The sequence below is a fragment of the Salinibacterium sp. NYA9b genome, from assembly GCF_976973725.1.
The window spans coordinates 2,916,039-2,938,856 of record NZ_OZ333476.1; the positions used below are offsets into that span (position 1 = coordinate 2,916,039).

At 61.7% G+C, this 22,818-nt stretch carries 20 protein-coding genes; 10 read left to right on the top strand and 10 right to left on the bottom strand.

What is annotated here, in order from left to right; all coding sequences use genetic code 11:
- The first annotated feature begins 59 nt into the window (after window positions 1-59).
- From ACWFSR_RS13970 to ACWFSR_RS13980, 3 genes are read left to right on the top strand one after another with little or no spacing between them, the layout of a single operon-like run.
- On the top strand, window positions 60-1,250 hold the full coding sequence (locus ACWFSR_RS13970; protein WP_447522687.1) for a DUF1972 domain-containing protein: 1,191 nt from the start codon (window positions 60-62) through the stop codon (window positions 1,248-1,250).
- On the top strand, window positions 1,247-2,350 hold the full coding sequence (locus ACWFSR_RS13975) for a Gfo/Idh/MocA family protein (RefSeq protein WP_447522688.1): 1,104 nt from the start codon (window positions 1,247-1,249) through the stop codon (window positions 2,348-2,350). The genes ACWFSR_RS13970 and ACWFSR_RS13975 overlap by 4 nt, the downstream gene beginning before the upstream one ends.
- Window positions 2,347-3,273, top strand: coding sequence for a hypothetical protein (locus tag ACWFSR_RS13980; protein ID WP_447522689.1), 927 nt, complete (start codon window positions 2,347-2,349; stop codon window positions 3,271-3,273). The genes ACWFSR_RS13975 and ACWFSR_RS13980 overlap by 4 nt, the downstream gene beginning before the upstream one ends.
- Here ACWFSR_RS13980 and ACWFSR_RS13985 read toward each other — a convergent pair.
- Window positions 3,270-4,034 (bottom strand): CDP-alcohol phosphatidyltransferase family protein, encoded by a 765-nt coding sequence (locus tag ACWFSR_RS13985; RefSeq protein ID WP_447522690.1) that lies wholly within the window; start codon window positions 4,032-4,034, stop codon window positions 3,270-3,272. The genes ACWFSR_RS13980 and ACWFSR_RS13985 overlap by 4 nt on opposite strands.
- 83 nt (window positions 4,035-4,117) lie before the next feature.
- Here ACWFSR_RS13985 and ACWFSR_RS13990 point away from each other — a divergent pair, with 83 nt between their 5' ends.
- The gene (locus ACWFSR_RS13990) at window positions 4,118-5,230 is read left to right on the top strand and encodes a glycosyltransferase family 4 protein (protein ID WP_447522691.1); all 1,113 of its coding nucleotides are present in this window, start codon (window positions 4,118-4,120) and stop codon (window positions 5,228-5,230) included.
- A 389-nt stretch (window positions 5,231-5,619) separates the two neighbouring features.
- Here the strand turns inward: ACWFSR_RS13990 and ACWFSR_RS13995 are convergent, their stop codons facing one another.
- The gene (locus ACWFSR_RS13995; RefSeq protein ID WP_197106808.1) at window positions 5,620-7,158 is read right to left on the bottom strand and encodes a sugar transferase; all 1,539 of its coding nucleotides are present in this window, start codon (window positions 7,156-7,158) and stop codon (window positions 5,620-5,622) included.
- 488 nt (window positions 7,159-7,646) lie between these two features.
- Between ACWFSR_RS13995 and ACWFSR_RS14000 the strand changes: the two genes are divergently transcribed.
- The 5 genes from ACWFSR_RS14000 (at window position 7,647) to ACWFSR_RS14020 (ending at window position 10,397) form a co-directional block, all read left to right on the top strand.
- Window positions 7,647-8,189 (top strand): hypothetical protein, encoded by a 543-nt coding sequence (locus ACWFSR_RS14000; RefSeq protein ID WP_447522692.1) that lies wholly within the window; start codon window positions 7,647-7,649, stop codon window positions 8,187-8,189.
- 129 nt (window positions 8,190-8,318) lie between these two features.
- The gene (locus ACWFSR_RS14005) at window positions 8,319-8,882 is read left to right on the top strand and encodes a hypothetical protein (RefSeq protein ID WP_447522693.1); all 564 of its coding nucleotides are present in this window, start codon (window positions 8,319-8,321) and stop codon (window positions 8,880-8,882) included.
- Window positions 8,883-8,902: 20 nt separating this feature from the next.
- Window positions 8,903-9,394, top strand: coding sequence for a hypothetical protein (locus tag ACWFSR_RS14010; RefSeq protein ID WP_447522694.1), 492 nt, complete (start codon window positions 8,903-8,905; stop codon window positions 9,392-9,394).
- Window positions 9,391-9,828, top strand: coding sequence for a hypothetical protein (locus tag ACWFSR_RS14015; RefSeq protein ID WP_447522695.1), 438 nt, complete (start codon window positions 9,391-9,393; stop codon window positions 9,826-9,828). The genes ACWFSR_RS14010 and ACWFSR_RS14015 overlap by 4 nt, the downstream gene beginning before the upstream one ends.
- A 2-nt stretch (window positions 9,829-9,830) precedes the next feature.
- Entirely contained in the window at window positions 9,831-10,397 is a 567-nt protein-coding gene (locus tag ACWFSR_RS14020) for a hypothetical protein (protein WP_447522696.1), read from the top strand.
- A 60-nt stretch (window positions 10,398-10,457) separates the two neighbouring features.
- Here the strand turns inward: ACWFSR_RS14020 and ACWFSR_RS14025 are convergent, their stop codons facing one another.
- The 8 genes from ACWFSR_RS14025 to ACWFSR_RS14060 form a co-directional block, all read right to left on the bottom strand.
- Complete coding sequence (locus ACWFSR_RS14025; protein ID WP_447522697.1) at window positions 10,458-11,768, bottom strand: L-fuconate dehydratase; 1,311 nt, start codon at window positions 11,766-11,768, stop codon at window positions 10,458-10,460.
- 102 nt (window positions 11,769-11,870) lie between these two features.
- Window positions 11,871-12,194: an L-rhamnose mutarotase gene (locus tag ACWFSR_RS14030; RefSeq protein ID WP_197122571.1), complete on the bottom strand. Its 324-nt coding sequence runs from the start codon at window positions 12,192-12,194 to the stop codon at window positions 11,871-11,873.
- A gap of 2 nt (window positions 12,195-12,196) precedes the next feature.
- Entirely contained in the window at window positions 12,197-13,126 is a 930-nt protein-coding gene (locus ACWFSR_RS14035; RefSeq protein ID WP_197109214.1) for a carbohydrate ABC transporter permease, read from the bottom strand.
- Complete coding sequence (locus tag ACWFSR_RS14040; RefSeq protein WP_197109213.1) at window positions 13,123-14,103, bottom strand: carbohydrate ABC transporter permease; 981 nt, start codon at window positions 14,101-14,103, stop codon at window positions 13,123-13,125. Before ACWFSR_RS14040 ends, ACWFSR_RS14035 begins: the two co-directional genes overlap by 4 nt.
- A 92-nt stretch (window positions 14,104-14,195) precedes the next feature.
- Complete coding sequence (locus ACWFSR_RS14045; RefSeq protein ID WP_197109212.1) at window positions 14,196-15,521, bottom strand: ABC transporter substrate-binding protein; 1,326 nt, start codon at window positions 15,519-15,521, stop codon at window positions 14,196-14,198.
- Between the two features lie 162 nt (window positions 15,522-15,683).
- Entirely contained in the window at window positions 15,684-16,550 is an 867-nt protein-coding gene (locus tag ACWFSR_RS14050; protein WP_447522698.1) for an amidohydrolase family protein, read from the bottom strand.
- Between the two features lie 27 nt (window positions 16,551-16,577).
- Window positions 16,578-17,246, bottom strand: coding sequence for an RraA family protein (locus ACWFSR_RS14055; RefSeq protein ID WP_447522699.1), 669 nt, complete (start codon window positions 17,244-17,246; stop codon window positions 16,578-16,580).
- Window positions 17,233-18,402 carry a mandelate racemase/muconate lactonizing enzyme family protein gene (locus ACWFSR_RS14060; protein ID WP_447522700.1) on the bottom strand — a complete coding sequence of 390 codons (1,170 nt, stop codon included), beginning with the start codon at window positions 18,400-18,402 and terminating at the stop codon, window positions 17,233-17,235. The genes ACWFSR_RS14055 and ACWFSR_RS14060 overlap by 14 nt, the downstream gene beginning before the upstream one ends.
- A 269-nt stretch (window positions 18,403-18,671) precedes the next feature.
- Between ACWFSR_RS14060 and ACWFSR_RS14065 the strand changes: the two genes are divergently transcribed.
- Complete coding sequence (locus ACWFSR_RS14065; RefSeq protein WP_447522701.1) at window positions 18,672-22,751, top strand: family 78 glycoside hydrolase catalytic domain; 4,080 nt, start codon at window positions 18,672-18,674, stop codon at window positions 22,749-22,751.
- Window positions 22,752-22,818 lie beyond the last annotated feature (67 nt).

Below are 22,818 nucleotides of genomic sequence, written 5' to 3' on the forward strand. Positions count from 1 at the left end.
AAGCCAGACAGTGGGGAGTCTGGTCGAAGTTCTTGAGTCCGTCAACGGAGGAGGGAAAGTTGAACGACCCACACTCCCCTGCCGAGCGCGAACCAATTGTGCGCATCCTCGGAACTCACGGCATTCCTGCCGCCTACGGTGGCTTTGAAACTGCCGCCGAGAACGTCGCCATTTTTCTGCGCGACCACGGCTGGCGCCCTGTTGTTTACTGCCAAGTTCCGGGCACCGGCCCCATCACGACAGACCTGTGGCACGGCATCGAACGGGTACTGATTCCGGAACAACGCGAAGGATGGTTGGGCACCGCACGCTTCGACCTCACCTCGATCCGGCATGCGATTCGACACCGCGATATCTGCCTCACGTTTGGCTACAACACGGCCGTGTTCAACATCCTGCAGCGTCTCAAGCGCATCCCGAATGTCATCAACATGGACGGCATCGAGTGGTCTCGTTCCCGCTGGGGCAAGGGTCGGCAGGCAATTCTGTGGATAAACGAACGGATCGCCTGTTGGGTGGGCAATCGACTCATTGCCGATCATCCGGTCATCGAAACCTATTTGGCCACGCGCGCTCGACGCTCGAAACTCGTCACGATCACGTACGGCGCCCACGCTGTCGAAGCCGCTGACACTCTGCCGGTAACCAGTCGCGGCCTCACGCCAGGGCGCTATCTGACACTCATCTGTCGGCCCATCCCCGAGAACACGATTCTCGAACTTGTCACCGCGTTTTCCCGAGAACGCCGCGATCACCAGTTGGCGATCTTCGGCACCTACGACGACAGCGATCCCTATGCGCGGGCGGTGCGCGAAGCCGCCAGCGATGAGGTGCTGTTCGTCGGCCCGATTTACGAACCCGATGAGGTGTCTTCGTTGAGATTCCATTCCCTTGGCTACCTGCACGGCCACACCGTTGGTGGCACCAACCCTTCTCTCGTGGAAGCAATGGCCGCCGGCAACGCGGTGATCGCCCACGACAATCCCTACAACCGCTGGGTAGCCGGTGACGGTGCGCTCTATTTTTCGGGCGTGGATGACGCAGCCGCCCACATCACGACGCTGCTCTCGTCGCCCGATCGCCGGGCTTCGCTCGCGGCCGCCAGCCGCGCCAGACATGCCGCCGAGTTCACGTGGGAACGCGTCGCGGGGCAGTACGCGGAGCTCCTCGCCGAGCAGCTCCCCGCTGGCACGGCTCCCGTCTCGGCTCCGCGCTCGACCCCGTCGCCGCGACCCGGAGCGAACGCATGATCCGCGTGGGAGTGGTTGGCCTAGGCAAAATGGGGCTCTCGCACTTGTCGATGATTCGCGCGCATCCGGACGTCTCGGTGGAGGCGGTTGTCGATTCGGCTGGCTACATTCTCGGGGTGCTCTCAAAGTACACGGGCCTAAAGACCTTCACCGATTTCGAGAAGATGCTCGACAGCGTTGAACTCGATGCGGTGCTCATCGCGACCCCGACCCGCTTTCATGCGGCGATGGTGCGCACGGCTCTCGACCGCGGGCTTCACGTGTTTTGCGAGAAGCCCCTCACGCTCACCGCAGCGGAATCCGCCGAGCTTGCGGGAGTCGCAGCCGTCCGTGGCCTCGTCACGCAAGTCGGATATCACAACCGTTTCGTCGGTACCTTCCGTGAGGCAAAGCGACTGTTGGAGGCAGGCGCGATCGGCCGGGTCACCCACCTGCAGGCCGAGTCGTATGGCCCGGTCGTGCTCAAGGCGAAGGGCACGACGTGGCGCAGCAAGCGCACCGAGGGCGGCGGCTGTCTCTATGACTATGCCGCGCATCCGCTCGACCTCGCGACGTGGTTTGTCGGCAACGCGACCGGCGTCGGCGGCACCATTCTGGGCAGCGTCTTTTCGGAGAACACCGAAGACGAGGTGTACAGCACGATCTACTTTCCCGACGGAGTCAGTGGTCAGCTGTCGGTGAACTGGTCGGATGAGTCGTACCGCAAGATGACCACCCGGGTGAGCATCTTCGGCACTCAGGGCAAGATCATTGCCGACCGCCAAGAGATTCAGGTCTACCTGCGCAGCACCGCCCCCGAGCTCGAGGGCTACGAACCCGGCTGGACGATCAAGTCGACCACCGAGCTCACCGATGAGGTGTGGTTCTACCTCCGCGGCGAGGAATACAGCGCTCAACTCGATCACTTCGTGCAGCGCATCGGTGACCCCTCGCTGCCCGCCACCAACGACTTCGCGAGTGCTGCCATCACCGACCGCATCATCGAACTACTGACAGCGGATGCCGCTGCCGGGCCCGCCACGACCACCCTCGTCGGCGAGACCACGGCTTCGACCGCACCCAAAGCCCGCCGTGGAAGCCTTCTAGGGAGACGCTCATGAGCACCACCGCCCCGCGCACCGCCGACTCGGGCGGCCCGCTCAGCACTCCCGGTTCGTCAAAACTCGACCCGGTGCTGTTTGGCGATAACCAGTTCTTTGGCATCAACCATCGCTCCGAGGAGAAAGCGCGCGAGCAGGCCATGCGCTTTCAGGATCTGGATGCGATCATGGCGGTCATCGACGATGCCTACGCCAGCGGCATCCGCACTCTCATGTGCACAACGCACGACCGCATTGCCGATGTCGTGGAGCGGGTGCGCGCTGACCCCGAGCGCTACGACGGGTTCTCGTTTTTCCCCTGCATGCCGTACGCGCACAAGTACGCCGACGCGGTCACCGAGAACGGAATCTTGGGGGCCCTCAATCGCTTCATGCCCGACGAGGGCATGCTCAACGCGATGATGCGCGGCGGCCGTTCGCTGGCCAAGAAAGACATCGAGGGCATCATCACCCTGCTCGTGGATGCCGAGATGGCCGGCTTCGCTGGCGTGCGCACGCCTGTGGTCTGGTTGCAGAACGTCGTCGTCGATCTGCTGCTGGGGCTCGGCTTTACCGACGCCTTTGCGATCTTCGCGAACCACGTGCGCACCCGCTACGGCGCCGAGCCCGGCTTCATCACGATGAACCTGCCGATGCTGCTCGATCACCTCGACCAGGCCGGCATCCAGAATCCGCTCGTGTGTTCCAACATCAACAAGATCGGGTTCCGGATGTCGGGTGGCGTCGAGGCGTATCAGGATGCGCTGGCGAAGCGGCCGTTCCGTGCTGTCGCGATGTCGGTGTTTGCGTCGGGAGCGATCCCCCCGCGAGAGGCACTGGAGTGGATCTATGCGCAGCCCGGAATCGAATCAATCGTGTTCGGAGCATCCAGTCGCTCTCACATCGAAAGCACCGTTGCGCTCGTGCGCGAGTTCGAGAACTAGCTCGCGTCGATAGCGCGCAGCTGCCGAAACCAGCGCCCAAGCACAGCGAGCAAAATGAGCGCGTTGGCAAGAAACAGCAGCCCGTACAACACCACGAAGCCGTCCATCCAGCCAAAGAGCACAAAGCTGAGGCAGAGCACGGCGTAGTCAGTGGGGATCGCGACAATCGTCTGCAGCCAACCGCCGCCACCGCTGGGCTTGGCGTAGCTGCGCCCACGCTCGGCGGAGGCTATGCGGCGCAACTGATCGGTGAGAATCATCGCGAAGAAGAACACCGACGACACCACGATGAAGCCGAGCGGAATCAGCAAGATGCTGTCGGGCCATCCAGTGTCGAAACGGTACAGCGAGATCAGGATGACACCGTGAAAAATCACGATCTTGAACGCGTCGACAACGTGGTCGAGCCACTCTCCCGCTTTCGTACCGCCGCCACGCAACCGCGCCAGTTGGCCGTCAGCAGAGTCGAGGGCGTACCCGAGCAACAGCAGGAATGCCACGAGGATGCCAAGCCACCAGCTCGGCTGCACGGTGGCCACGAGCACAAGCGCGATCGCCGTCATGAGCGCGCTGAGGCCGGTGACCTGATTGGGCGTGCGCCCGGCGAGATAGGCCGCGGCGGCGAGCAGGCGGCCAAGGCGGCGGTTGATCCACCGCGAATACGGCGGAGCACCTCGCCCAGGCTTTTGAGCGGACGCGAGCGAGCGGACAATCGCACCGAATGTTTCCGGCACTTCTGGGCGTTCCCCTGTGGCGGTCATGTTTCACCATAGCCCCAGGCTCCGGGCTGGGTCGAGAGCTCTCCCCGGTGGGCAGCGAAACCACCGGGTCTAGCATGGGGGTCATGCGCGTTCTCTTTGACGGGTTCTGGTGGGTTCGAGGTCCGGCCTCGAACCGTCAAGTGCTGCGCGAGTTCGTGTGGGCCTGGCTGCGCGAATTCCCCGACGACGAGGTCAGCGTGGCGGTGCCCCGAGCATCCATCGATACTGCGCGCTCGGAGCTGCCGGCGAGCGCGGACGTTGTCGGCACCCGCCTCCGACCTCAGGGTGTCAGTGCGATCGTCGAGCTGCCCTTCATCGCGAAACGACTGCACGCGGATGTCACCATCACCCACAATTTCACGCCAGCGTTCGGGCACTCAGCGGTCTTCATCCACGACTACATGTTTCTCACGTCGCCCGAGTGGTTCACGCTCAAGGAGCGCGCGTACTTTGCGCTCATGCCGCTGAGCTCTCGGCGGGCGACATGGCTGTTCACATCGTCGGCGACGGAGGCTGCGCGCATCAGCCGGCTGAGCCAGGGTCGCCCCGTCACGCCGATTGGGCTGGCCGTGGGGCGCGGGCTCACGGAGTCCGCTCCACGAAAGCCACCGGGGCTCGACGATCTAGCAGGCGATTTTCTGCTCTGTGTTGGCCGACTCAATGCCCGCAAGAATCTGGCGAACACCATCGAGGCAGCCCTCGCCTCAGGTCGCGCCACCGAGCGCACTCCGCTCGTGATCGTCGGCGAACCGCAAGGGCGCAGCGCTGAGCTGCCGGCTGCGGTAAACGCCGCCGCGGAGAGCGGCGCCATCCGATTTCTCGGCTTCATCGACGACGACGAATTGGCATGGCTCTACACCCACACGGCGCTGCTGCTGTTTCTCACTCGTGACGAAGGCTTCGGGCTTCCCGTCATCGAGGCGCTCTCGTTCGGCGCACCAGTTGTCGTGAGCGACATCGTTGTCTTTCACGAACTAGCCGGAGCGCAGGCGACATTCGCCGACCCCGATGATGTGGCGGCTATCGCTGCGGCAATCCGTTCGGCGCCCGCGCGCGAGCATCCGTCCACGGACGGCGTGACGCTAGCCTCAGATGCCGCTCCACCGTCAGCAGAAAGCACCCGCTATTCCTGGGCTGCCAGCGTTCGCGCCCTCCGCGCGCGCATCGTCGACGACCCACACCGGGCCTCACGCTAACCGCTCCATTTCGAACAGAGCTACTCCTCTTAATAGGGGCACGCGCGCACGGCCCTCCCGACGCGGCTTCATTCCTCTTACTGGGGTGGCCTTTGTGGCTCATGATCGGGCGCCCGCCGCTGACTGCGCAGTCCGCTTCGCGTGAGCTGGTGGACTTGCCGTGCGGCGGTGATGAGTGAGTGTCGGAGGGCGCCGAGGCCTCCCGAGCGTGCCATCGGTTCCGTTCACGACAGCTCCTCTCATGTCGGCCTGCACGGGTACACGAAAATCCCACTTCTCGTGGCGCATATCAGCGACGGGTTTTGCCCTCACCGATCTCCCGATGACAACGGTGAGGGCGTCTGGGGGGAGACATGCTGGTTGAGGTGAATAGCGGTGCGCGCACATCGTCAGTAGGCTCCGACCGGCTTGACGAGCACTTTGAAGGTGCGCCACATGATGACAAGATCACCGACGACGGACCAGTTCTCGACGTAGTAGAGGTCGAGGCGCATGCTGTCTTCCCAGTTCAGGTCGGAGCGGCCGTTGATCTGCCACATTCCGGTCAGCCCTGGCTTGATGTAGAGGCGACGGTTTACTTTGCCCTTATAGGCGCGCACTTCGCTGGGTAGGGGCGGTCGGGGGCCGACAAGGCTCATGTCCCCCTTGAGTACGTTCCAGATCTGCGGCAGTTCGTCGAGAGAGTACTTGCGGATGAAGCGTCCCACTCTGGTCACGCGGGGGTCGTTCTTCAGTTTGAAGAGCACACCGGAGCCCTCGTTTTCCGTTTGCAGTTCGGCCAACTTGGCGTCGGCATCCGAGACCATTGAACGGAATTTGAACATGCGGAATGTCTCGAGATCTCGACCTACCCGTACTTGGCTGTAAAACGCACCACCGGGGCTTTCAGCACGGATGACGAGCGCCAGAAGCAGAAACAGCGGCGCCAGCACGATGAGGGCAATCGCAGAAACCGCAATGTCGAGCCCTCGCTTCACCACATGCTTGCCACCATCAAACTGCGGAATTTCTACGTGGATGAGCGGCAGACCTTCCACTGGCCGAAAGTGGATGCGGGGTCCAGCCACATTGGCAAGGCACGAAGCCAAGATCAGCTCAGCCGCGGTGCCTTCCAATCTCCAGGCGAGATTGCGGATGAAGTCATTACCAAAGCCGTGATCGCCGGCGACGATCACGGCGTCAGCCCCGAGATCCGCTGCGGCCTCCACTACCTCTTCGGGCGTGAAGCTGTAGGGGTGGGGAGCGCCAGCGGTCCTGGGGGCGCTGATTTCTGGGTCGGTGAGAACCCCGACAAGTTTGAACGCAGTGCTCAGGTTTCCCTTAATGCGGGACACCACGTAATCGATCTCGGAGCGAGTGCCCACCACCACCACGCGCGAGAGCGCGTGCCCGTACCGACGCTGCGTCGTGAGCCACCGACGCCACGCCCACCTACTGACGAGCAGGCCAACGACGCCCAACGCCATAGTCACCACAGTGGCTTTGCCGGGGAAGCCGACCTCAATCACCAACACTGTGACCGACAGCAGCCCGAACGCGGTCATGCATGCCGTGATTACGCGCTTATATTCATTGGGACCAGAACCGATGATGCGCCAATCCCGGGTGTGAAATGCCTCAAGCACCAGGATCCACACGAGCGCAATTGCGCCCAACCCCAGCCACACGATTGGCGGCAACTCTGAGATGAAACCGGGGGTGCTATCGACGACCGCCCGGGTAAACACCGCAGCGATCATCGTGACGACAATGATGGCGGCATCCGAAATGAGCAGTCGTGTTTGGTAGGCACGAGCCCACGCCACCCCAGAGTCAGGGTGGGGATTGCTCGGAGCGTGGGGCTCGAATTCAACGCCGTCGACCAAGCGAAGTCGTGCACGTTCGTTGTCGCTGGGCTCTGCTTCAGGAAACTTTCGGAGCTGACTCATCGGTCAACTCCCGATCTGGCACGCCTGAATTTCCGGGCGTTGCACAGAAAGTTGGTGCAGCTGCTGGGCGGATGACAGGGGAGATTCGATCATGGCTTGCATCGGGATCACGACATTTCGGGTGTCGGCATAGAGGGGACGCTAATAGGAGCGCTGCGGGGGCGCGCTGCGGGATGGCGTGCCAATCGGCACGCACTGCGGGGGCGGGTTGGTTAAACTGCTCTGATCGTTCTGACCCCCCAAAGGGGGTAGTGGTGAAGATACTCCCCCTCCCCGTGGGTGCGTACCCCCATTTTGGGGGGTACGCGGCGTGTCGGCTAGGTGGCGCGACCGTTTTCGCCCGCCAAATCCAGCGGAACTACAGGGATGCAGCCCCGGTTCAGAGTTGCGCTCGCCGCAAACGCCCCGGGCCAGTACCGCCAAGTGGTCTACCCGCTTGACGGTGTTGAGCACGTGCCCCAGGTGCATCGACTGGTGTAGCTTTCGAAGTGAACTCAACATTCACCGAGCGGGAGGCCCGAAAACGCATGAGCGGCTTCACGACCGATCCCCTGCGATTCATGGCGTGGTGGGCAAAGCTGCTCTTCTTTGTCACGGCAATAGCGTTGCTTCAACTTTGCGATCTTCTGCTGGATGCCGTCGGAGCGTCATCGGCCGTCTCACTCTTGTTCGGCGTCGCTTTCACGTCGCTTGCGTTCGTAGTGGCGGTGCGCACCTTTCGCGGCCGCGCCGAGCCCATAACTCCTCCTCGGCCTTGGTGGCGCGCGACTGCACGGCCCACTGCCGGGTTCGTTCTCGGCGCGCTCACCATTTGGGGCGCAGCGGACGAAGTGTGGCTTCTCGTCGCCGAGCCCGCAATGGGAGTGATCGCTTGGGTAGCGCGTGTTCTCTCTCTGCTGCAGTTCATACTCATCGCTTGTTACTTCATCAACTCCTCGGTGCGACTGCGCGCCCTCCCTCCCGAACGCAAGCCCGCGCCCTCCGGACTCGTGCCACCACAACGCTCCCTCGGCGCCCGGCAGCTGCGATAGCGAGCACCGCACCCCGATAGAGGCACAAGCGCCCACTAATGCTCAGTTTCCCTAGCGATTGACCGCGCTCAACCGCTAGCGTGAGAATGTCCTGTACCGCGCAGGAATTGCGAGGGAGCTGACGGGTACGTGAAGGATCTGCAGTCCCGTGAGCAGTGGTTCACCAACCAGCGTTTTTCCGTGGGGCTCGTGTGCCCGAGCGTGATGCCTGCCGAGACTTTTCTCCCGGCGAGGCTACTCACCGAGGAGGTACTGAGCGTCGGGTTTCAGGTTGGCCTGTTTTCGGCTTCCGATGCGGTTCGAATAACACTCCAGCGTCTCGCAGAAGGTGTGACCGTATCCCAGCGGGAGGAGCGCAGAGCGTTCAGTTTCCGCGACGACGCACACGAAGTTGAGGTCGAACTACTGGACGTGACCCTGCACAACTTCACTCAAGCCGCCCGCGTCTGCCGCTTTCTCATCGCAAGCAGCTATCGCGAGATGTGGGACCAGCTAGACGACCCGCAAGAGTCACTTCAGTCCTTCCTCATTACTTGGCAGGAGGGGGCTGCGGATTTTGGCGAGTACCGCAGCCCAGAACCCCGGCTCAGCGACACCCTGCGCTTCGATCGCACACAGCGCCGCACCTTAGCGAGTCTTGATCGCGCGCTGGACTCTGAGAGGTCTGAGTTGCTGCAGCGGAGTGCTGCCTGATGGACCCACGGTTCCCGATCGTGCTCCATGACAACGATGATCTCGCCATGTTCGTCACAATCGAAGACGCCCTTATTGCTATCAAAGCCAACCGCATCGATCCCACTCGACTCGGAGGGTTCGATGCAGAGGGGCGCAGACTGGCGGTCGCGGCACACGAGCGAGACGTCGCGATCACAGTGAACGCCGACCTCGATCCGGATCCCGCCGAGCTCAAGAAGAGGCTGCGCGCCTATGTGAATAGCGATTGGTTGCAACAACACGGCGTTGTGGTCCCGGAGGATGCGACGCTTTCCGAACTGGTGCGAGCTGTGATGATCTTTCACCATGGGAGGGGAGGTCCAGCGGGGTACGGAACCCAAAACCTCCGGGGATTGAGAACCCGAGTGGGGTGGGAGCGTCATGGTGGGCGGGGCGTGCTTCGCATTTCAGCGACGTGGATTCCGTGGGACCGCCATCAGGGTCGCGGCCGAATCGAGTTGCTCCCTAACGGACCGGAGCTGCCGAAGTGACCACGAACATTGCAGTACCCGTTGCCGAGAAGGTGGCCGAGCGAATTGCCGCCCGCTTTCCGACAATTGAGGTCGTCGTGCATCCGCAATTTCTCAACACATTTACGGCGACGGTTGACTTCACACCACCCACGCCCGACGCTGTCGACATCTCTGTGACCGTGGTTTCTGACGGCGGCTACGTTCTTGAGGCCGGCCCCGATCTCGTCTTGGAGAGCAACACCGAACCCGGCCACTTCGACGCCCAGGTGGCCGAGATTGCGGAACACATTGAATCCTTCGGGCAGTACGGAGTGGTGAAACTCCAGACGCGCCCCTTTCTCGGTTTCCTCTCCCCCACGCTGCTCGGAGCGCCCGGCGCCGATCCCGAGCTCGACAAGTGGATGGCGCGCCGCACGTCTCGCGTGATCCGCACGTGGAAAGCGTGGGTGTGACCATGAACGCTGCTGTGGACGAAGCAACTGCCGGGCATCCGCAGAGAACTCGCGTCATCGGAACGGGACGCTACACCCGCTGGTTCACACTCCCCTTTGCCATTGTGACAGTTCTTGCCGTACTGGCCCCGGGTCCAACATCCGCACTTACCCATCCAGATTTCGCCGGCGAAGAGTTCCTCGCGCTCGCTTTCCTCGTCTGGGCGATGAGCGCCGGCCTGCGGTGCCTCTTTCTCGGAGTCTGGCTCTATGACGACCACCTCGTTGCTCGCACGTGGTTTCGAACCTTGACGATTCCACGCCCCGAACTAACAGGCTGCGTTAGCGACCCCTATGTCGGCTTCCTCAGCAAAGGTGAGGTGCGCTGGGTGAGGGAACTTGAACTGCAACGAGCAAATGGGCAGCTCCACGGGTTGAGTGGCACGGTCGCGCTGGGCCAGCGTTCCATGCTGCAATCTCGCCAGATCCGCGAATACATTCAGGGCACGCCACACCCCGACACTCTCGCCGCCGCGCGGGCCGAACTGGCCGCCCGTGCGAGCCATACGGAGGTGGGTCGGCATGTCTGAAGCTCGACGGATGCCGCTCGTGCACGATGAGACCGGCGTGATCCTGCGGCGTGCCCGCGACTACGACGCGACAGCCACACCCGCCCAGTAGCTGCCGTCGGGGAACGAGAACTCGGCGACCGACGACTCGTGCATTTGGGCCGAGTAGCCGGGCGCCATCGGCACCCGGTAGGCGCCGTTCTCGACGATGCAGGGGTCAACGAAGTGTTCGTGCAGGTGATCGACGAACTCGGTTACCCGGTTCTCGAGCGTGCCTGACACGGCAACGTAGTCGAAGATCGAGAGGTGCTGCACGAGCTCGCAGAGGCCAACGCCACCCGCATGCGGGCAGACCGGAACGCCAAACTTCTTGGCCATCAAGTACACGGCAATGATCTCGTTCGGGCCCGCGAGGCGTGCAGAGTCCAGCTGGCAGAAGTCGATGGCTTCGGCCTGGAACATCTGCTTGAAGAGCACACGGTTCATGCCGTGCTCTCCGGTTGCGACACCGATCGGAGCAACAGCCTTACGAATCGTGGCGTGGCCGAGCACGTCATCCGGGCTCGTCGGCTCTTCGATCCACAGCGGGTTGAACTCGGCAAGCGCCTTCACCCAGACAATCGCCTCATTGACATCCCACACCTGGTTGGCGTCGATCATGAGCTTCGCGTCGGCACCGATCACTTCGCGAGCAATACCGCAGCGACGGATGTCCTCGTCGAGGTTCGCGCCAACCTTCAGTTTGATGTGGCGGTAGCCGGCATCCACAGCCTCCTGGCAGAGACGGCGAAGCTTCTCGTCGGAGTAACCCAACCAGCCGGCACTCGTCGTGTAGCAGGGGTAGCCCGACTCGGTGAGCTCGGCAATGCGCTGCTCTTTGGTAGGAGCGAGTTCGTGCAGCATCGCGATCGCTTCCTCTTTAGTGAGGGCGTCGGTGAGGTACTGAAAGTCGGCGGTGTCGACGAGCTGCTCAGGAGTCATGTCGGCAAGCAAACGCCAGAGTGGTTTGTTGGCGCGACGCGCAGCAAGATCCCAGACGGCGTTCATCACGGCGGCCATCGCCAAGTGCTCGACACCCTTTTCTGGTCCAAGCCAGCGCAGTTGCGAATCAGACTTCAGCTCGCGGTAAATGCCGCCGAGGTCACCGACGATCTCATCGACATCCCGGCCAACAAGCGGTGCAGCCCGCTGTTCAGCAGTGAGCGCACAGATGTCATTGCCTCGACCAATAGTGAAGGTGAAGCCGTAGCCCGCGACGCCCTCTTCGTCGGTGCGGAGTACAACGTAGGCGGCCGAGTAGTCGCCATCCTTGTTCATGGCGTCTGAGCCGTCGGCGGTGAGCGACGTCGGAAAACGCACGTCATAGACGTCAACGCTGGTGATAGTAGTCATGCTGAAGAGTTCTCCTTGCTCAGAACCAATAAGAGGTATGTCTGCGCGGGTGAGGCGCGTCTGGTGCGCTGCGGTGCGCGGTATCGCTAGAAGGCTGGTTAGTTAGTCAACGTGGAAGACCTCGGGCAGCTCTTTCCACCACTCGCCTTCGGCACGATCATCCAGAGGCTGCTGCAGCGGTTCTTGAAGAGCCCACCACCGCTTCGTCTCGGGGTCCGCGGCAATCGCTGCCTGATCGGCTTCATAGTCGTCACCCGTGTATTCGAAGTACGAAAACAGCAGATCGCCGTGACGATAGATCGAATAGTTGTGGATGTTGCTGGCCGCGAGTCGTTCGAGAATCGTTGGCCACACAGCGGCGTGGTATCGCTCGTACTCGTCTCGGTTCTCGGGTGGGAGGCCGATGACCTGGGCTACTCGTTTCATTGTTATCCCTTCACCGCACCAACGGTTTGTCCACGCATCAGGAAACGCTGGGCCGTGAGGAACACGATCAGCAGCGGGATCATGGAGATGAACGTGGCGAGCGCGAGCTGGGGCATGTAGAGCTTCACGTCGAGGCCGGCCGCCACTGTTGCATTGAACAGTGGGCTGGCGCCGATGAGCTCTTGGATGCCGATCGAAATCGTCTTGTTTTCCTGGTTCGAGGTTAGTAGAGCCAGCGGCAGGAAGAAGTTCGTCCAGTTGGCCACGAAGGAGAAGAACGCGACGAGCGCGACGACTTGCTTCGAGATCGGCAGTGCCACGTAGAAGAAGGTGGAGATCTCGCTGAGGCCATCGATGCGGGCTGCTTCTACTAGCTCTTGCGGCATGGTCGTCATGAAGTGGATATAGACGAGGTAGGTGCCGAAGGGGAAGAAGCCCATGATGACGGCGACCGGCCAGAGCTGGCCGACGGCTCCGATCGCGTTCACTTCGAGGAACAGCGGGATGACGAGAACAGTGTTCGGCATCACCATGGCGAGCAGGGTGGCGAAGAGCAGCACCTTGCGGCCACGGAATCGCAGTCGCGCTAGCGCATACCCCGCCGGAAGCGCCGCGATAAGGGCGAGCACCCCACCAACGATGGCAATCACGAGGGAGTTTCCTACCCAGCGGGTGAAGAGGCCACCATCACCGGGGCCGAAGCCGTTGATCTGGCTCCAACTGAACACAACGTTGTCCCACGAGACACCGCCGAGACCAAGGAATCCGTCGGTGCCGGCAAGGACACCCTCTTGGCTGCGGAAGGCCATCGCAATGAAGCCAATAATGGGAAGGATGAAGGCGGCAGCAACGATCACCATGACGGTGATGCGGGCAATTCGGCCGACGGTCCAGTGTTTGGCGCCGACGACGCCGGGAGCGCTGTTACTCATCGCTTCTTCTCCTTTTCGTCGCCGAAGAGTCCACTCTTCATCACGATGACGACTCCAATGCTGAGGGTAATTACGAGCAGAATGATGGAGAGTGCTGCTGCGGCCGGGAAGTTTCGGTTAGTGAAAGCGAAGGCGTAACCCAATTGGGTTGGTGCCCATTCGCCGGCGATCGCGCCAGACGAAATCTGTCGCAGCAGGTAGGGCTCCAAGAAGAGCTGGAATCCATAGGCAAGGTTCATGAGGGCGGCATAGCCAATCCAGGGGCGGATGAGCGGAAGCTTGATGTGCCAGGCCAGATCCCAGGCGCTCGCGCCGTCGATCTTGGCGGCTTCAAAGATTTCGTCGGGGATGCCGTTGAGGCCACCGTTGACGACGATGATCCAGGTTCCGACACCTTGGAAGAACAACATTCCGGTGAGGATCATCGGCATGTTGCCGTCGGTCACGATCTCTTTCAGCGACCCGAACCCGACTTCTTGCCAGAGCGGCGCGAGCGGTGACTGGGTGGGGTGAAGGAGGTAAACCCAGAGCACGAAGTTCGCGATTCCGCTCAACGCTCCGGGGATGAAGTAGAAGAACCGCATTGTGTCGCCAAAGCGGCCGGGGCTGGCATGAACTAGCAGGGCCAAGCCGACGATGCCGACCATCATGAGCGGCAACCACACGATCATGACGGAGAAGATATTGATGAACGTTCCGGAGAACCGATAGTCGGTGATTACCGTGATGAACGAGTCAAAGCCGCCGAATCCGCTGGAGGGATCGACGAGGGTTGGTGCTTTTTGCAGGGCGATCCAGAAGGCATAGCCAATGGGGATCGCTGCGGCAACAAGAAGCAGCGCGAGGTAGGGGGCAAGCAGAATCCAGGCGCCGCGTGATTCCGCGTGGCGTGTGCGGTGACGCCGGGGTGTGGTGGATGCACGGGGGCCGGTGGCCGGTGGCTCCGTGCCTTTCGTGGCTAGCGTTGAGCTGCTCATGTAGTCCTCGCCTATGAGTTCGGGAGTGGAACAGAGCGTGGGGGCCTCAAGGATCTGAAACCCCCACACCTGCTGTGCCTAGCTGGGTACTTCTATTCGGCGGTGACCGTGTAGCCGACCGAGTTGGCGCGGTTCACGAGTTCAGTACCGAAGGTGCTGAGTGCATCGCTGACGGATCCATCCGCGATCAGCGTGGGGCTGACCGTTTCGGTCCAGGCCGCACCGGTGTCGTAGAGCATGTAGGAGTACGGCGCTACTGCTGCCGCTGCATCCTTGAATGCCTGCTGCACGGAGGCAACATCAGCGAAGTAGCCGTCTTCTGCGAGCTTGTCGAGCCAAGCATCCTGAATCGGGCCATAGCCGGGGAGACCGGTTGAGAGCTCAACCTGCCATGCCGGGTCAGTCGCGACGAAGGTGGCGAAGGTCAGCGTGTTTTCGAGCTGCTTTCCGGTGATGTGCGAGGAGACGCCCCAGAGGCCGCCACCTTCGTTACCGGCGGTCGGGCTTGATTCGCCTTCCCACGTCAACGGTGCGCTTGCACTCATCTCGCCGGCAGGAATCTTCCAGGTGTCGCGGAAGAGGTAGTTACCCCACCAGACGGCACCGGGGCTCATGACGAGGTTGACGCCAGCTGCTGCGGCGTCACCGTCGAAGATGCCCTGTGTGGTGAGTGCTCCACCGTCATACATCTGGGTGAGCAGTTCGTTGGCGCGAACACAGTTCGGGTCATCGAGGTTGATGTGAACTTCCGACTCGGAGAGACGGTCGTTCGTGGGGCAGTCCGCGGCCTGAAGGTAACGGTTCACGGCATAAGCGTCGCCGAGGAATCCGCTGATCTTGTCGGGGTGGTCTGCTGCAATCTCCACAGCCAGGTCGCCGTAGCCTTCCCACGTGGTGGGCAGCGTGTAGCCGTTCTCGTCGAAGAATGCCTTGTTGTACCAGAACACGTCGGGTGCAGCGTCGTTGCGGAGGCAGCGGATCTGACCATCGATGTCACAGAACGAAAGCACTGCGGGGTCGTAACCATCGATGACATCGGGAAGCAGATCGGTGAGGTCGGCAGCGTAGTTGCTGGCAGCACCAGTTGCCCACGCAATGTCGTCGTTGGAGGGGAAGAAGATGGCGTCAGGCCATCCTGATCCGGCAGAGTCGAAGTTGGCGAATGCCTGCTTCACGGTCTGGCCACCCACGGTTCCATCGATCTGCACAACGTCGATTTCGATCTCAGGGTGTGCCTCTTGGAAAGCTTCTGCGGCGGGAACACGGGGCGGGTCAACCCACACCGTGATTTTTCCACCCGAGTCAGTCTGCTCGGGGGCGGTGGCGCCTCCGTCAGCTGAACAGCCGGATAGAACGAGTGCAGCGGCCGAAATTATGGCCACTCCTGCACTGGCGGAAAGGAACCTCTTGGTCTTCATTGACACTCCTTGGTGAGATTTCTACTGCTTCGTAGTGGAGAGAACAAGGCCCTGGAACGGCTCGAATTCTCCGGTGCTCAAACGTTATACCAAGCGCGGAAGTTGTGCAAACGTTTGATCAAAGGTTTTTCAACTGTTATTTGGCGATTTTCGCACGGCGCCTTAGTAACCAATGCGAGCGGGATCGATGCGGTAGAACTCTGCCGCAGTACGGCCAAGCAGCTGCTCGCGGTCCACGGCATCCACACTGTCAAAGAGCGGCTGGAGGCCCTGCCACACTCGCGTGTACCCGCCGGCGAGCACTGAAATAGGCCAGTCGCCGCCATACATCAAGCGTTTCGCTCCGAAAACCTCGAGGGCCCGTTCGAAGAACGGACGCACATATTCGGTCGTCCACTGCTGCGGGTCACCAGCCGCCGAATACAGCCCACTGACCTTGGCATAGACGTTGGGGTTTTCTGCCGCGGCCTCAATCGCTGACCACCAGGGCTCGCGCTCCTCGAGTCCGATGGGCGGTTTCGCCAAGTGGTCAATGACCATGCGAAGTTCCGGATGCCGCCGCGACAGTTCAGGAATCAGCGCCAAGTGCTCCGGCAGAACGGCAACCACGTCGAAGGTGAGCCCGGCGCGCTCCAGCACCGTGAGCCCCTCGTCGACATTGGGCCGCAGCAACCACTCCGGGTCTTCTTGATTGTGGATGAGAGTGCGCACCCCCACCATGCGAGTGTCACCCTCCCACGACTCGATCGTGCGGGCCGCCTGCGCGGGACGATCGAGGGGCGCGTAGCCCACGATCGCCGCAACCTCATGGTTAGCGGCCGCGCACTCCGTCATCAAACGCGTGTCATCGAAGTTGTCTGCTGACTGCACTTGAACCGTGTAATCGACACCGGCATCCCGCAGCTCAGGAAGGAGCTGATCGAGGGTCATCGCTTGATTGATCGGAGCCAGTGATTCGTCGAGCCAGTCATAGTGGGCCCGGTTGGGGTTCCAGATGTGCTGGTGAGCGTCAATGATTGGAAAAACCACGGTGTAGTCCCTTCGCAGGTGGCCAGTTTAGAGAATGCCGTGCCGTTCCCACACGGTGCGCAGCGAGTCTCCGGCGAGCAATTCTGCCAAGACCGTTGATTCATTGGATGCTCGGGTGCGGGCTCGCGTCAGTACTTCGTCTTCGTGCGACTGGGGAATCACCACTGCTCCGTCGTCATCGGCCATCACGAGATCGCCGGGTGCAATCAGCACCCCACCCAGCTCGACCACGACGTCGGAGGCGATGACGCGCATCCGGGCCCGAAAGTCGATGGGGCGGCGCGAGCGGGAGAACGACGGAAACCCGAGTTCGGCGATCTTGTCGGTATCGCGCAGGTTGCCGTCGGTGATGACGCCGGAGGCTTTCGCGCCCAGCGCCGCAGCGCTGAAGAGTTCTCCCCAGAAGCCAGAGTCGTTGCTGTTACTGGTCGCGATTACGATCATTTGGCCAGCGCCGATGCCGTCAATGAATTCGATCGACTCCTTGTACGGGTCATCGAGGTCTGACTCCAGGGCTGGGGCGAACCGCACGGTGCGGGCCCGCCCGAAGGCTCGCGAGCCGGGAGTGATGGGCGCGAGGCGCTGCGTCAGCACCTGGTTGCGCAGGCCCGATTCGTCGCACGAGTCGCTGAGAATCGCGGTCGTGAGGCGCTCGTCGCCGGGCAGCGGGGTGAAACCTGCGTTAGCGGATGACATGTCCACCTCCAGGGCTGAACGGAAACTGGGCTTCGATTTCGGGAGTGAGCTGGATGCCGAGGCCTGGTGCCTTCGGAGCCACGATTCCGCCATCCCTAAAGTCGACCTCTTCCACCCGCATCGCTTCGCGCAGCGGATTCGGCAGGGTGCAGTACTCGAAGAGCTCAACGTAGGGGTTGGCGAGCACCGTGTGCAGGTTCGCGGCGAAGGTGACGCCGCTACCCCACACGTGGGGAACCGTCTTCACGCCGGTGGCGTGAGCAAGCTCGGCGACCTGCGCGAAAGCCTTGGGGCCACCCACGAAAGTGACGTCGGGCTGAGCAACATCGAGCGCGTTGGCGTCGAGCAGTTGCGCGAAATCCCGCACGGTTCCGTTGGATTCGACACCGGAAATCGGCACGTCGACGGCGGCACGCACGGCGGCGTAGCCAGCCACGTCATCCGCTTGGCAGGGCTCTTCGTACCAGCGGGCGCCAAGTTCGGCGGCCTTATGCCCGACACGAATCGCTTCGTCGACAGGCCACGGGTCTGAGGCACAGGCCTGCACGGCGTCGATAACGAACTGCACGCCCTCGGGCAGCAGCGCGGTCACATGGTCGAGCAGTTTGATGGTGGTGTCGGGGTCGGTCATGGCGCGGAACTTCACGGTGCCAAAGCCGGCCTCGATCTGCGCGGCGGCCCAGTCAGAGACCTCGCCGAAGGTAGTGCCGAGTCCGCCGCTGGCGTACGACTCGATCCAGTCGCGCTTGAGGCCACCGAGCACTTCGTAGGCGGGCACGCCCAGGCGCTTGCCAACGGCATCCAGTGCAGCGGTTTCGATTGCTCCGGCAACGCCGTTGAGCATTCCGCCGCGCGCCCAAAAGGCGGTGTAGGCACGCAGGTGGTCAGCAACTTCGAGGGGGTGAGCGAACTCGTGGTCGAGCACGTAGGGCCGAAAAGCGTCGACGATTCCGGGCACGGCAGCGGCGGCCATAATCCCGGCTCCCGCTTCTCCGACACCGGTTGTTCCGTCAGAGAGGGTTACTTCGACGAGCGCGGCATCCCACGACCAAATGGTGCCTCCTACCCACGTCAGTTCTTCTCCGGGCTGGTACCGGTGCGAAAGCAACACTGCGCGCACGGCGGTAATGGTTAGGGCTGTGTCAGTGAGTCCCATGGAAGGGCGCCTCGTTTCTACTAGCGAGCGATAGTGGTTACGGTACTTGATCAAACGTTTGATCACAAGGGTGTGAATTAGTGGCTCACCACACCCCTTGACAGGGGTAGAACGCTGCGTCACTATTGAATCGATTCAGCCTGAATCGATTCAGAGTCGAATTTCAGGAAGCAGTCCCGGTCGCTGTGCGATCGCAAAAGGCAAGGAAGCCGATGCAACTGGCAATGTCGCCAAGAGTCCTCCGTCCATCCCGAGCAGTAGCGGCCGCGTTGGCTTTTCTGCTCCTGATCACCTCACTCGCCCTCAGCACCTCAACTTTTGCGCACGCCGCCGCGGCCACAACCGCCCCGACCGGCCTGCGCATCAACGGGCTCGAGAAGCCCGCCGATCTCGATGATCTCGAAGACCCCACATTCTCGTGGTACGTCAATACGATCGTTCAATCCGCCTATCAAATTCGGGTGTCGAGTACAGCGGATGCCGCTGCGAACGGTGATGGTGACGTCTGGGATTCCGGCAAGGTTTCCTCCACCGATCAGACTGACGTCGCCTATGGTGGCGATCCTCTCGCCGCCGCCACTCGCTACTTCTGGAGTGTCACCACGTGGGATTCCGACGACGCTGAATCGGCATCCGCCACTCCAACGTGGTTTGGCACGGCGGTCGGCAGCGACTGGGATGCTGAACCCATCTGGGCTTCCTCCGAATACCCCGGCGCGGCTGCACCGTGGGTCGACTACACGCTCGACACCACCATCAGCACCACGGTTGCCCTCGGAATCTTTGTGCGCGGCGTCGATGGCTCCAACGCCTACATGTGGCAATTTCGTGCCGACAAAAATCAGCTTGTTCCGCACACTCTGACCAACGGCAAGTACGTCGCTCTCCCCGCCGTGGCGCTTCCAAGCGGCTCTATCACGCCAGACGTTCCGGTCGACATTCAGATCACGGTGTCGGGCTCGACCATCACCACATCGGTCGCTGGCGTGCAGGTTGACGAACGCACCAATACTGCATTCGCTTCCGGCGGCGTCGGCTTCCGCACCGGTGGTTCCGAAGGTGGAACGGTGAGCGCCCTCACTGTCACTGCACCGGATGGCGAAGAACTGTTCGCTTTTGACCCGACCGGCTCTAGCCCGCTCGCGTGCGGCTCTGTCGACAACGGGGTTATCACGGTGGGCAAGTCCAGTGCCTGCCTCCTTTCCGTTCCCGGTGCGCAAACGATCACGACCAACTGGGCGTTCCTGCGCACCGAGGTTGAACTCAGTGACCAGGCCATCACCGGAGCAACGCTCTTCGCCACGGCTGGAGACTTCCGGACGCACAGTCAGTTCGCTTTCAAGGCCTACGTCAATGGCGAGTTTGTGGGCCTCGGCCCCACGAACCGCATCGGCACCGAGAACCGCTACGACGGGTTCGATGTCACCGCGCTGCTTGAGCAGGGCGCCCTCAATGCGATTGGCATCCAGGCGTATTCGGCCGATGCTTCGCTTCAGAAGTTCATCGGCGAGCTCGTCGTGACCTATGCGGATGGCTCAACGGAGGCCTTCGGCAGTGACGAATCGTGGACCGCTCTTCCTGGTTCACCGGTGCTTCCGGATGCTGGATCGATCAGCTCGTCGCGCTACACCGCTCCCAAGGAGAACCTCGACCTCCGCGAGTTCCCCACCGGTTACACCACCGTGGAATTCGATGACTCCGAATGGTCGGGCGCAGTCGAGAAGCCGGCCTTCCCTGATCTGCAAGCTACGCCGATCGCCAAGGTCGAGCAGCAGCTTCACGACCCGATTTCTATCGTCGATAAGGGTGATGGAAACTACTTCGTTGACTTCGGTCGCACGTGGATCGGTGGCGTCAGTTACGACATTGCCGATGGCACAGCGGGCGATACCGTCGAACTCCGCTTCGGTGAGATCACCTCGGCCGAGAACACGGTGAAGTACAAGCTGACTACGAACACCAATGAGTACCGGGATGTCGCAACGCTCACTGACGGTGAGCAGACGATCGAAACGTGGGGCATGCGAGTGTTCCGCTACCTCGAGATTCTGGATGCTCCCGAGCCCGTAACCGCCGAGAACCTTCAGGCGCTTGCGCTCGTCTATCCGTTCAACGAAGAAGCATCGACCTTCACGTCATCCGATGACAACCTCAACCAGGTCTATTCGCTGTCGAAGAATTCGATCGAAGCACTCAACGCGAACTTCTACACCGATTCCTGGACTCGCGAGCGCATCAACTATGAAGCAGACGGCTACCTTCAGCTCAAGTCGTCGCTGTACCTCATGGAAGATCTCTCGCTCGGCCGCTACTCGATGGACTACTTCGCGAACAACCGCACGTGGCCTACCGAATGGCCGATGTACGTGGTGCTGGCGGTCCATGATGCCTGGCGCCAGACTGGCAATCTCGAACAGGTCGAGACGTCATACGGATCACTCGTCGACAAGATGCCGACCAAGTGGATCGATTCCGAAACCGGCCTTGTATTCAAGTCGTCCGGGTCGGATGGCTGCGCTAGCCGCACCGATTGCGACATCGTCGACTGGCCCACTAGCCAGCGTGACAACTACGAGTTCCGCGAGTACAACACGGTGATTAATGCCTTGGCGTACCGCTCGCTCGTCGACATGGCCGCTATGGCAGATGCACTCGGTCTCGATGACGATGCTGCAACGTACACCGCTCAGGCCGAACGCATGCGTGACGCTATGAACGAGTTGCTCTACAACGAAGACACCGGCAGCTACGACGATGGAATGGATGCCGACGGCGTCCTCACCGGCCACTACTCACTCCACGCGAGTGCTTTCGCTCTCTCGTTCGGGGTTCCCGAGAATGACGAGTCTGCGCAGGTTGCCGACTTTGTCGCCTCAAAGGGCATGGCGTGCAGCGTGTATTGCGCCGGCTTCTCGATCTCGGGCCTCTTCGATGGTGGAGCTGCGGATGCCGCAGTTGGCCTCCTCACCGATGAAGGTACGTCGAGCTGGATGAACATGATCAACCTCGGTGCTGGCGCAACGATGGAAGCGTGGGACCCGTCGCAGAAGAACAACCTCACCTACTCGCACCCCTGGGCGGCCTCACCGGCATTCCATGTGCCTGCAGGCCTCTTCGGCATCGAACCGATCGAGGTGGGTTACGAAACCTTCCAAGTGAAGCCGCAGCCGGGTGGCGTTGACGAGGCGCGCATTACCGTTCCGACCGTCAAGGGTCAGATTGGTGCAGCCTTCAACCATGCTGAGGATGGCACGATTCGCCTCGTCACGGAGATCCCCGGAAACACGACGGCCGATCTGGTCGTGCCGGTTCCTGACGGAACTACTGGGGTCTACCTCAATGGAACACTGACCGGCGTCGAGGTTGAGGGTGGGTTCGCAACGCTCCCCGACGTGGGTGCTGGGTGCCAGGCTGTCACCGTCTCCGCCGACCCGGATGTCGCTTCTGACAACTACCTCACCGCACTCTGCGAGCCGACGATAGCCACCGACGACACGGCTCCCGTGCTCGCCGGCTTGCCATCCGGGGTCATCTTTGCGGATGCCGCCCTTGAGCTGGGCGTAACGGCCAGCGACGCAGAGAGCGGCATCCAGTCGCTGGCTGTCACCTTCAACGGCGAGGCTGTCGCGGCAGATGCAACGATCTCTGCTGAAGAACTTGCTGCGCTCGTGGGCACGGATGTCGTACTCACGGCAACAGCAACGAACGGAGACGGCTTGGTCACCGAAGAATCGGCAACCCTCACGGTGCTTCCCTTCGACGATGGGGCAACTCAACTGCCGTCGCGCGGAACACTCTCCAACACCAGCGGGTGGGCCTATGGCTTGCACGACGGCAACTACCGCGTGGAGATGAACATGTGGTGGGGCACCCAGGGCAGTGTTTTCCGCCTCTATGAGAATGGGGAACTCGTGAACATGGTTCTGCCGGAATCGGCTTCGGTCTACGCGCAGAAGGCCAGCATCGACTTCACTGATAAGCCGAACGGAACGTACGTGTACACGGGTGAGCTCGTGAACTCGCAGGGCGTGCGGTCGACATCCACCACCACGGTGACGGTCACGTCTGCTGACCCCGGTCGCCCCACGGCGAGCCACAACAACTGGGCAAAGTCGTCGACGTTCACGGCGTTCGCGAATCTCTGGTGGGGCACGAATGCCACCGAGTATCGCTTCGAGCTCGATGGTGTTGTCGTGAGCGAAGGGGCGCTGACGGCAGAAACTCCGCTCGCGCAGTATGTGGCGGTGGAGCTTTCAGATATCGCTCCCGGAAAGCACCAGCTCGTCGTGGTGTTCGTGAACCCTCACGGCGAAACCGCCTCGCAGCCGGTCAGTGTGACCGTTCGGTAGCACCACACACGAGAACAGGAGGGGTCGAGCCACTAGGCTCGGCCCCTCCTTTTTAGTAGCGAGCGAT

Bases quoted from the DNA above. Each gene is read 5' to 3' on its own strand.
- ACWFSR_RS13975 (WP_447522688.1), top strand. From the start codon at position 1,247: ATGATCCGCGTGGGAGTGGTTGGCCTAGGCAAAATGGGGCTCTCGCAC.
- ACWFSR_RS13980 (WP_447522689.1), top strand. From the start codon at position 2,347: ATGAGCACCACCGCCCCGCGCACCGCCGACTCGGGCGGCCCGCTCAGC.
- ACWFSR_RS13985 (WP_447522690.1), bottom strand. From the start codon at position 4,034: ATGACCGCCACAGGGGAACGCCCAGAAGTGCCGGAAACATTCGGTGCG.
- ACWFSR_RS13990 (WP_447522691.1), top strand. From the start codon at position 4,118: ATGCGCGTTCTCTTTGACGGGTTCTGGTGGGTTCGAGGTCCGGCCTCG.
- ACWFSR_RS13995 (WP_197106808.1), bottom strand. From the start codon at position 7,158: ATGAGTCAGCTCCGAAAGTTTCCTGAAGCAGAGCCCAGCGACAACGAA.
- ACWFSR_RS14020 (WP_447522696.1), top strand. From the start codon at position 9,831: ATGAACGCTGCTGTGGACGAAGCAACTGCCGGGCATCCGCAGAGAACT.
- ACWFSR_RS14025 (WP_447522697.1), bottom strand. From the start codon at position 11,768: ATGACTACTATCACCAGCGTTGACGTCTATGACGTGCGTTTTCCGACG.
- ACWFSR_RS14030 (WP_197122571.1), bottom strand. From the start codon at position 12,194: ATGAAACGAGTAGCCCAGGTCATCGGCCTCCCACCCGAGAACCGAGAC.
- ACWFSR_RS14035 (WP_197109214.1), bottom strand. From the start codon at position 13,126: ATGAGTAACAGCGCTCCCGGCGTCGTCGGCGCCAAACACTGGACCGTC.
- ACWFSR_RS14040 (WP_197109213.1), bottom strand. From the start codon at position 14,103: ATGAGCAGCTCAACGCTAGCCACGAAAGGCACGGAGCCACCGGCCACC.
- ACWFSR_RS14045 (WP_197109212.1), bottom strand. From the start codon at position 15,521: ATGAAGACCAAGAGGTTCCTTTCCGCCAGTGCAGGAGTGGCCATAATT.
- ACWFSR_RS14055 (WP_447522699.1), bottom strand. From the start codon at position 17,246: ATGTCATCCGCTAACGCAGGTTTCACCCCGCTGCCCGGCGACGAGCGC.
- ACWFSR_RS14060 (WP_447522700.1), bottom strand. From the start codon at position 18,402: ATGGGACTCACTGACACAGCCCTAACCATTACCGCCGTGCGCGCAGTG.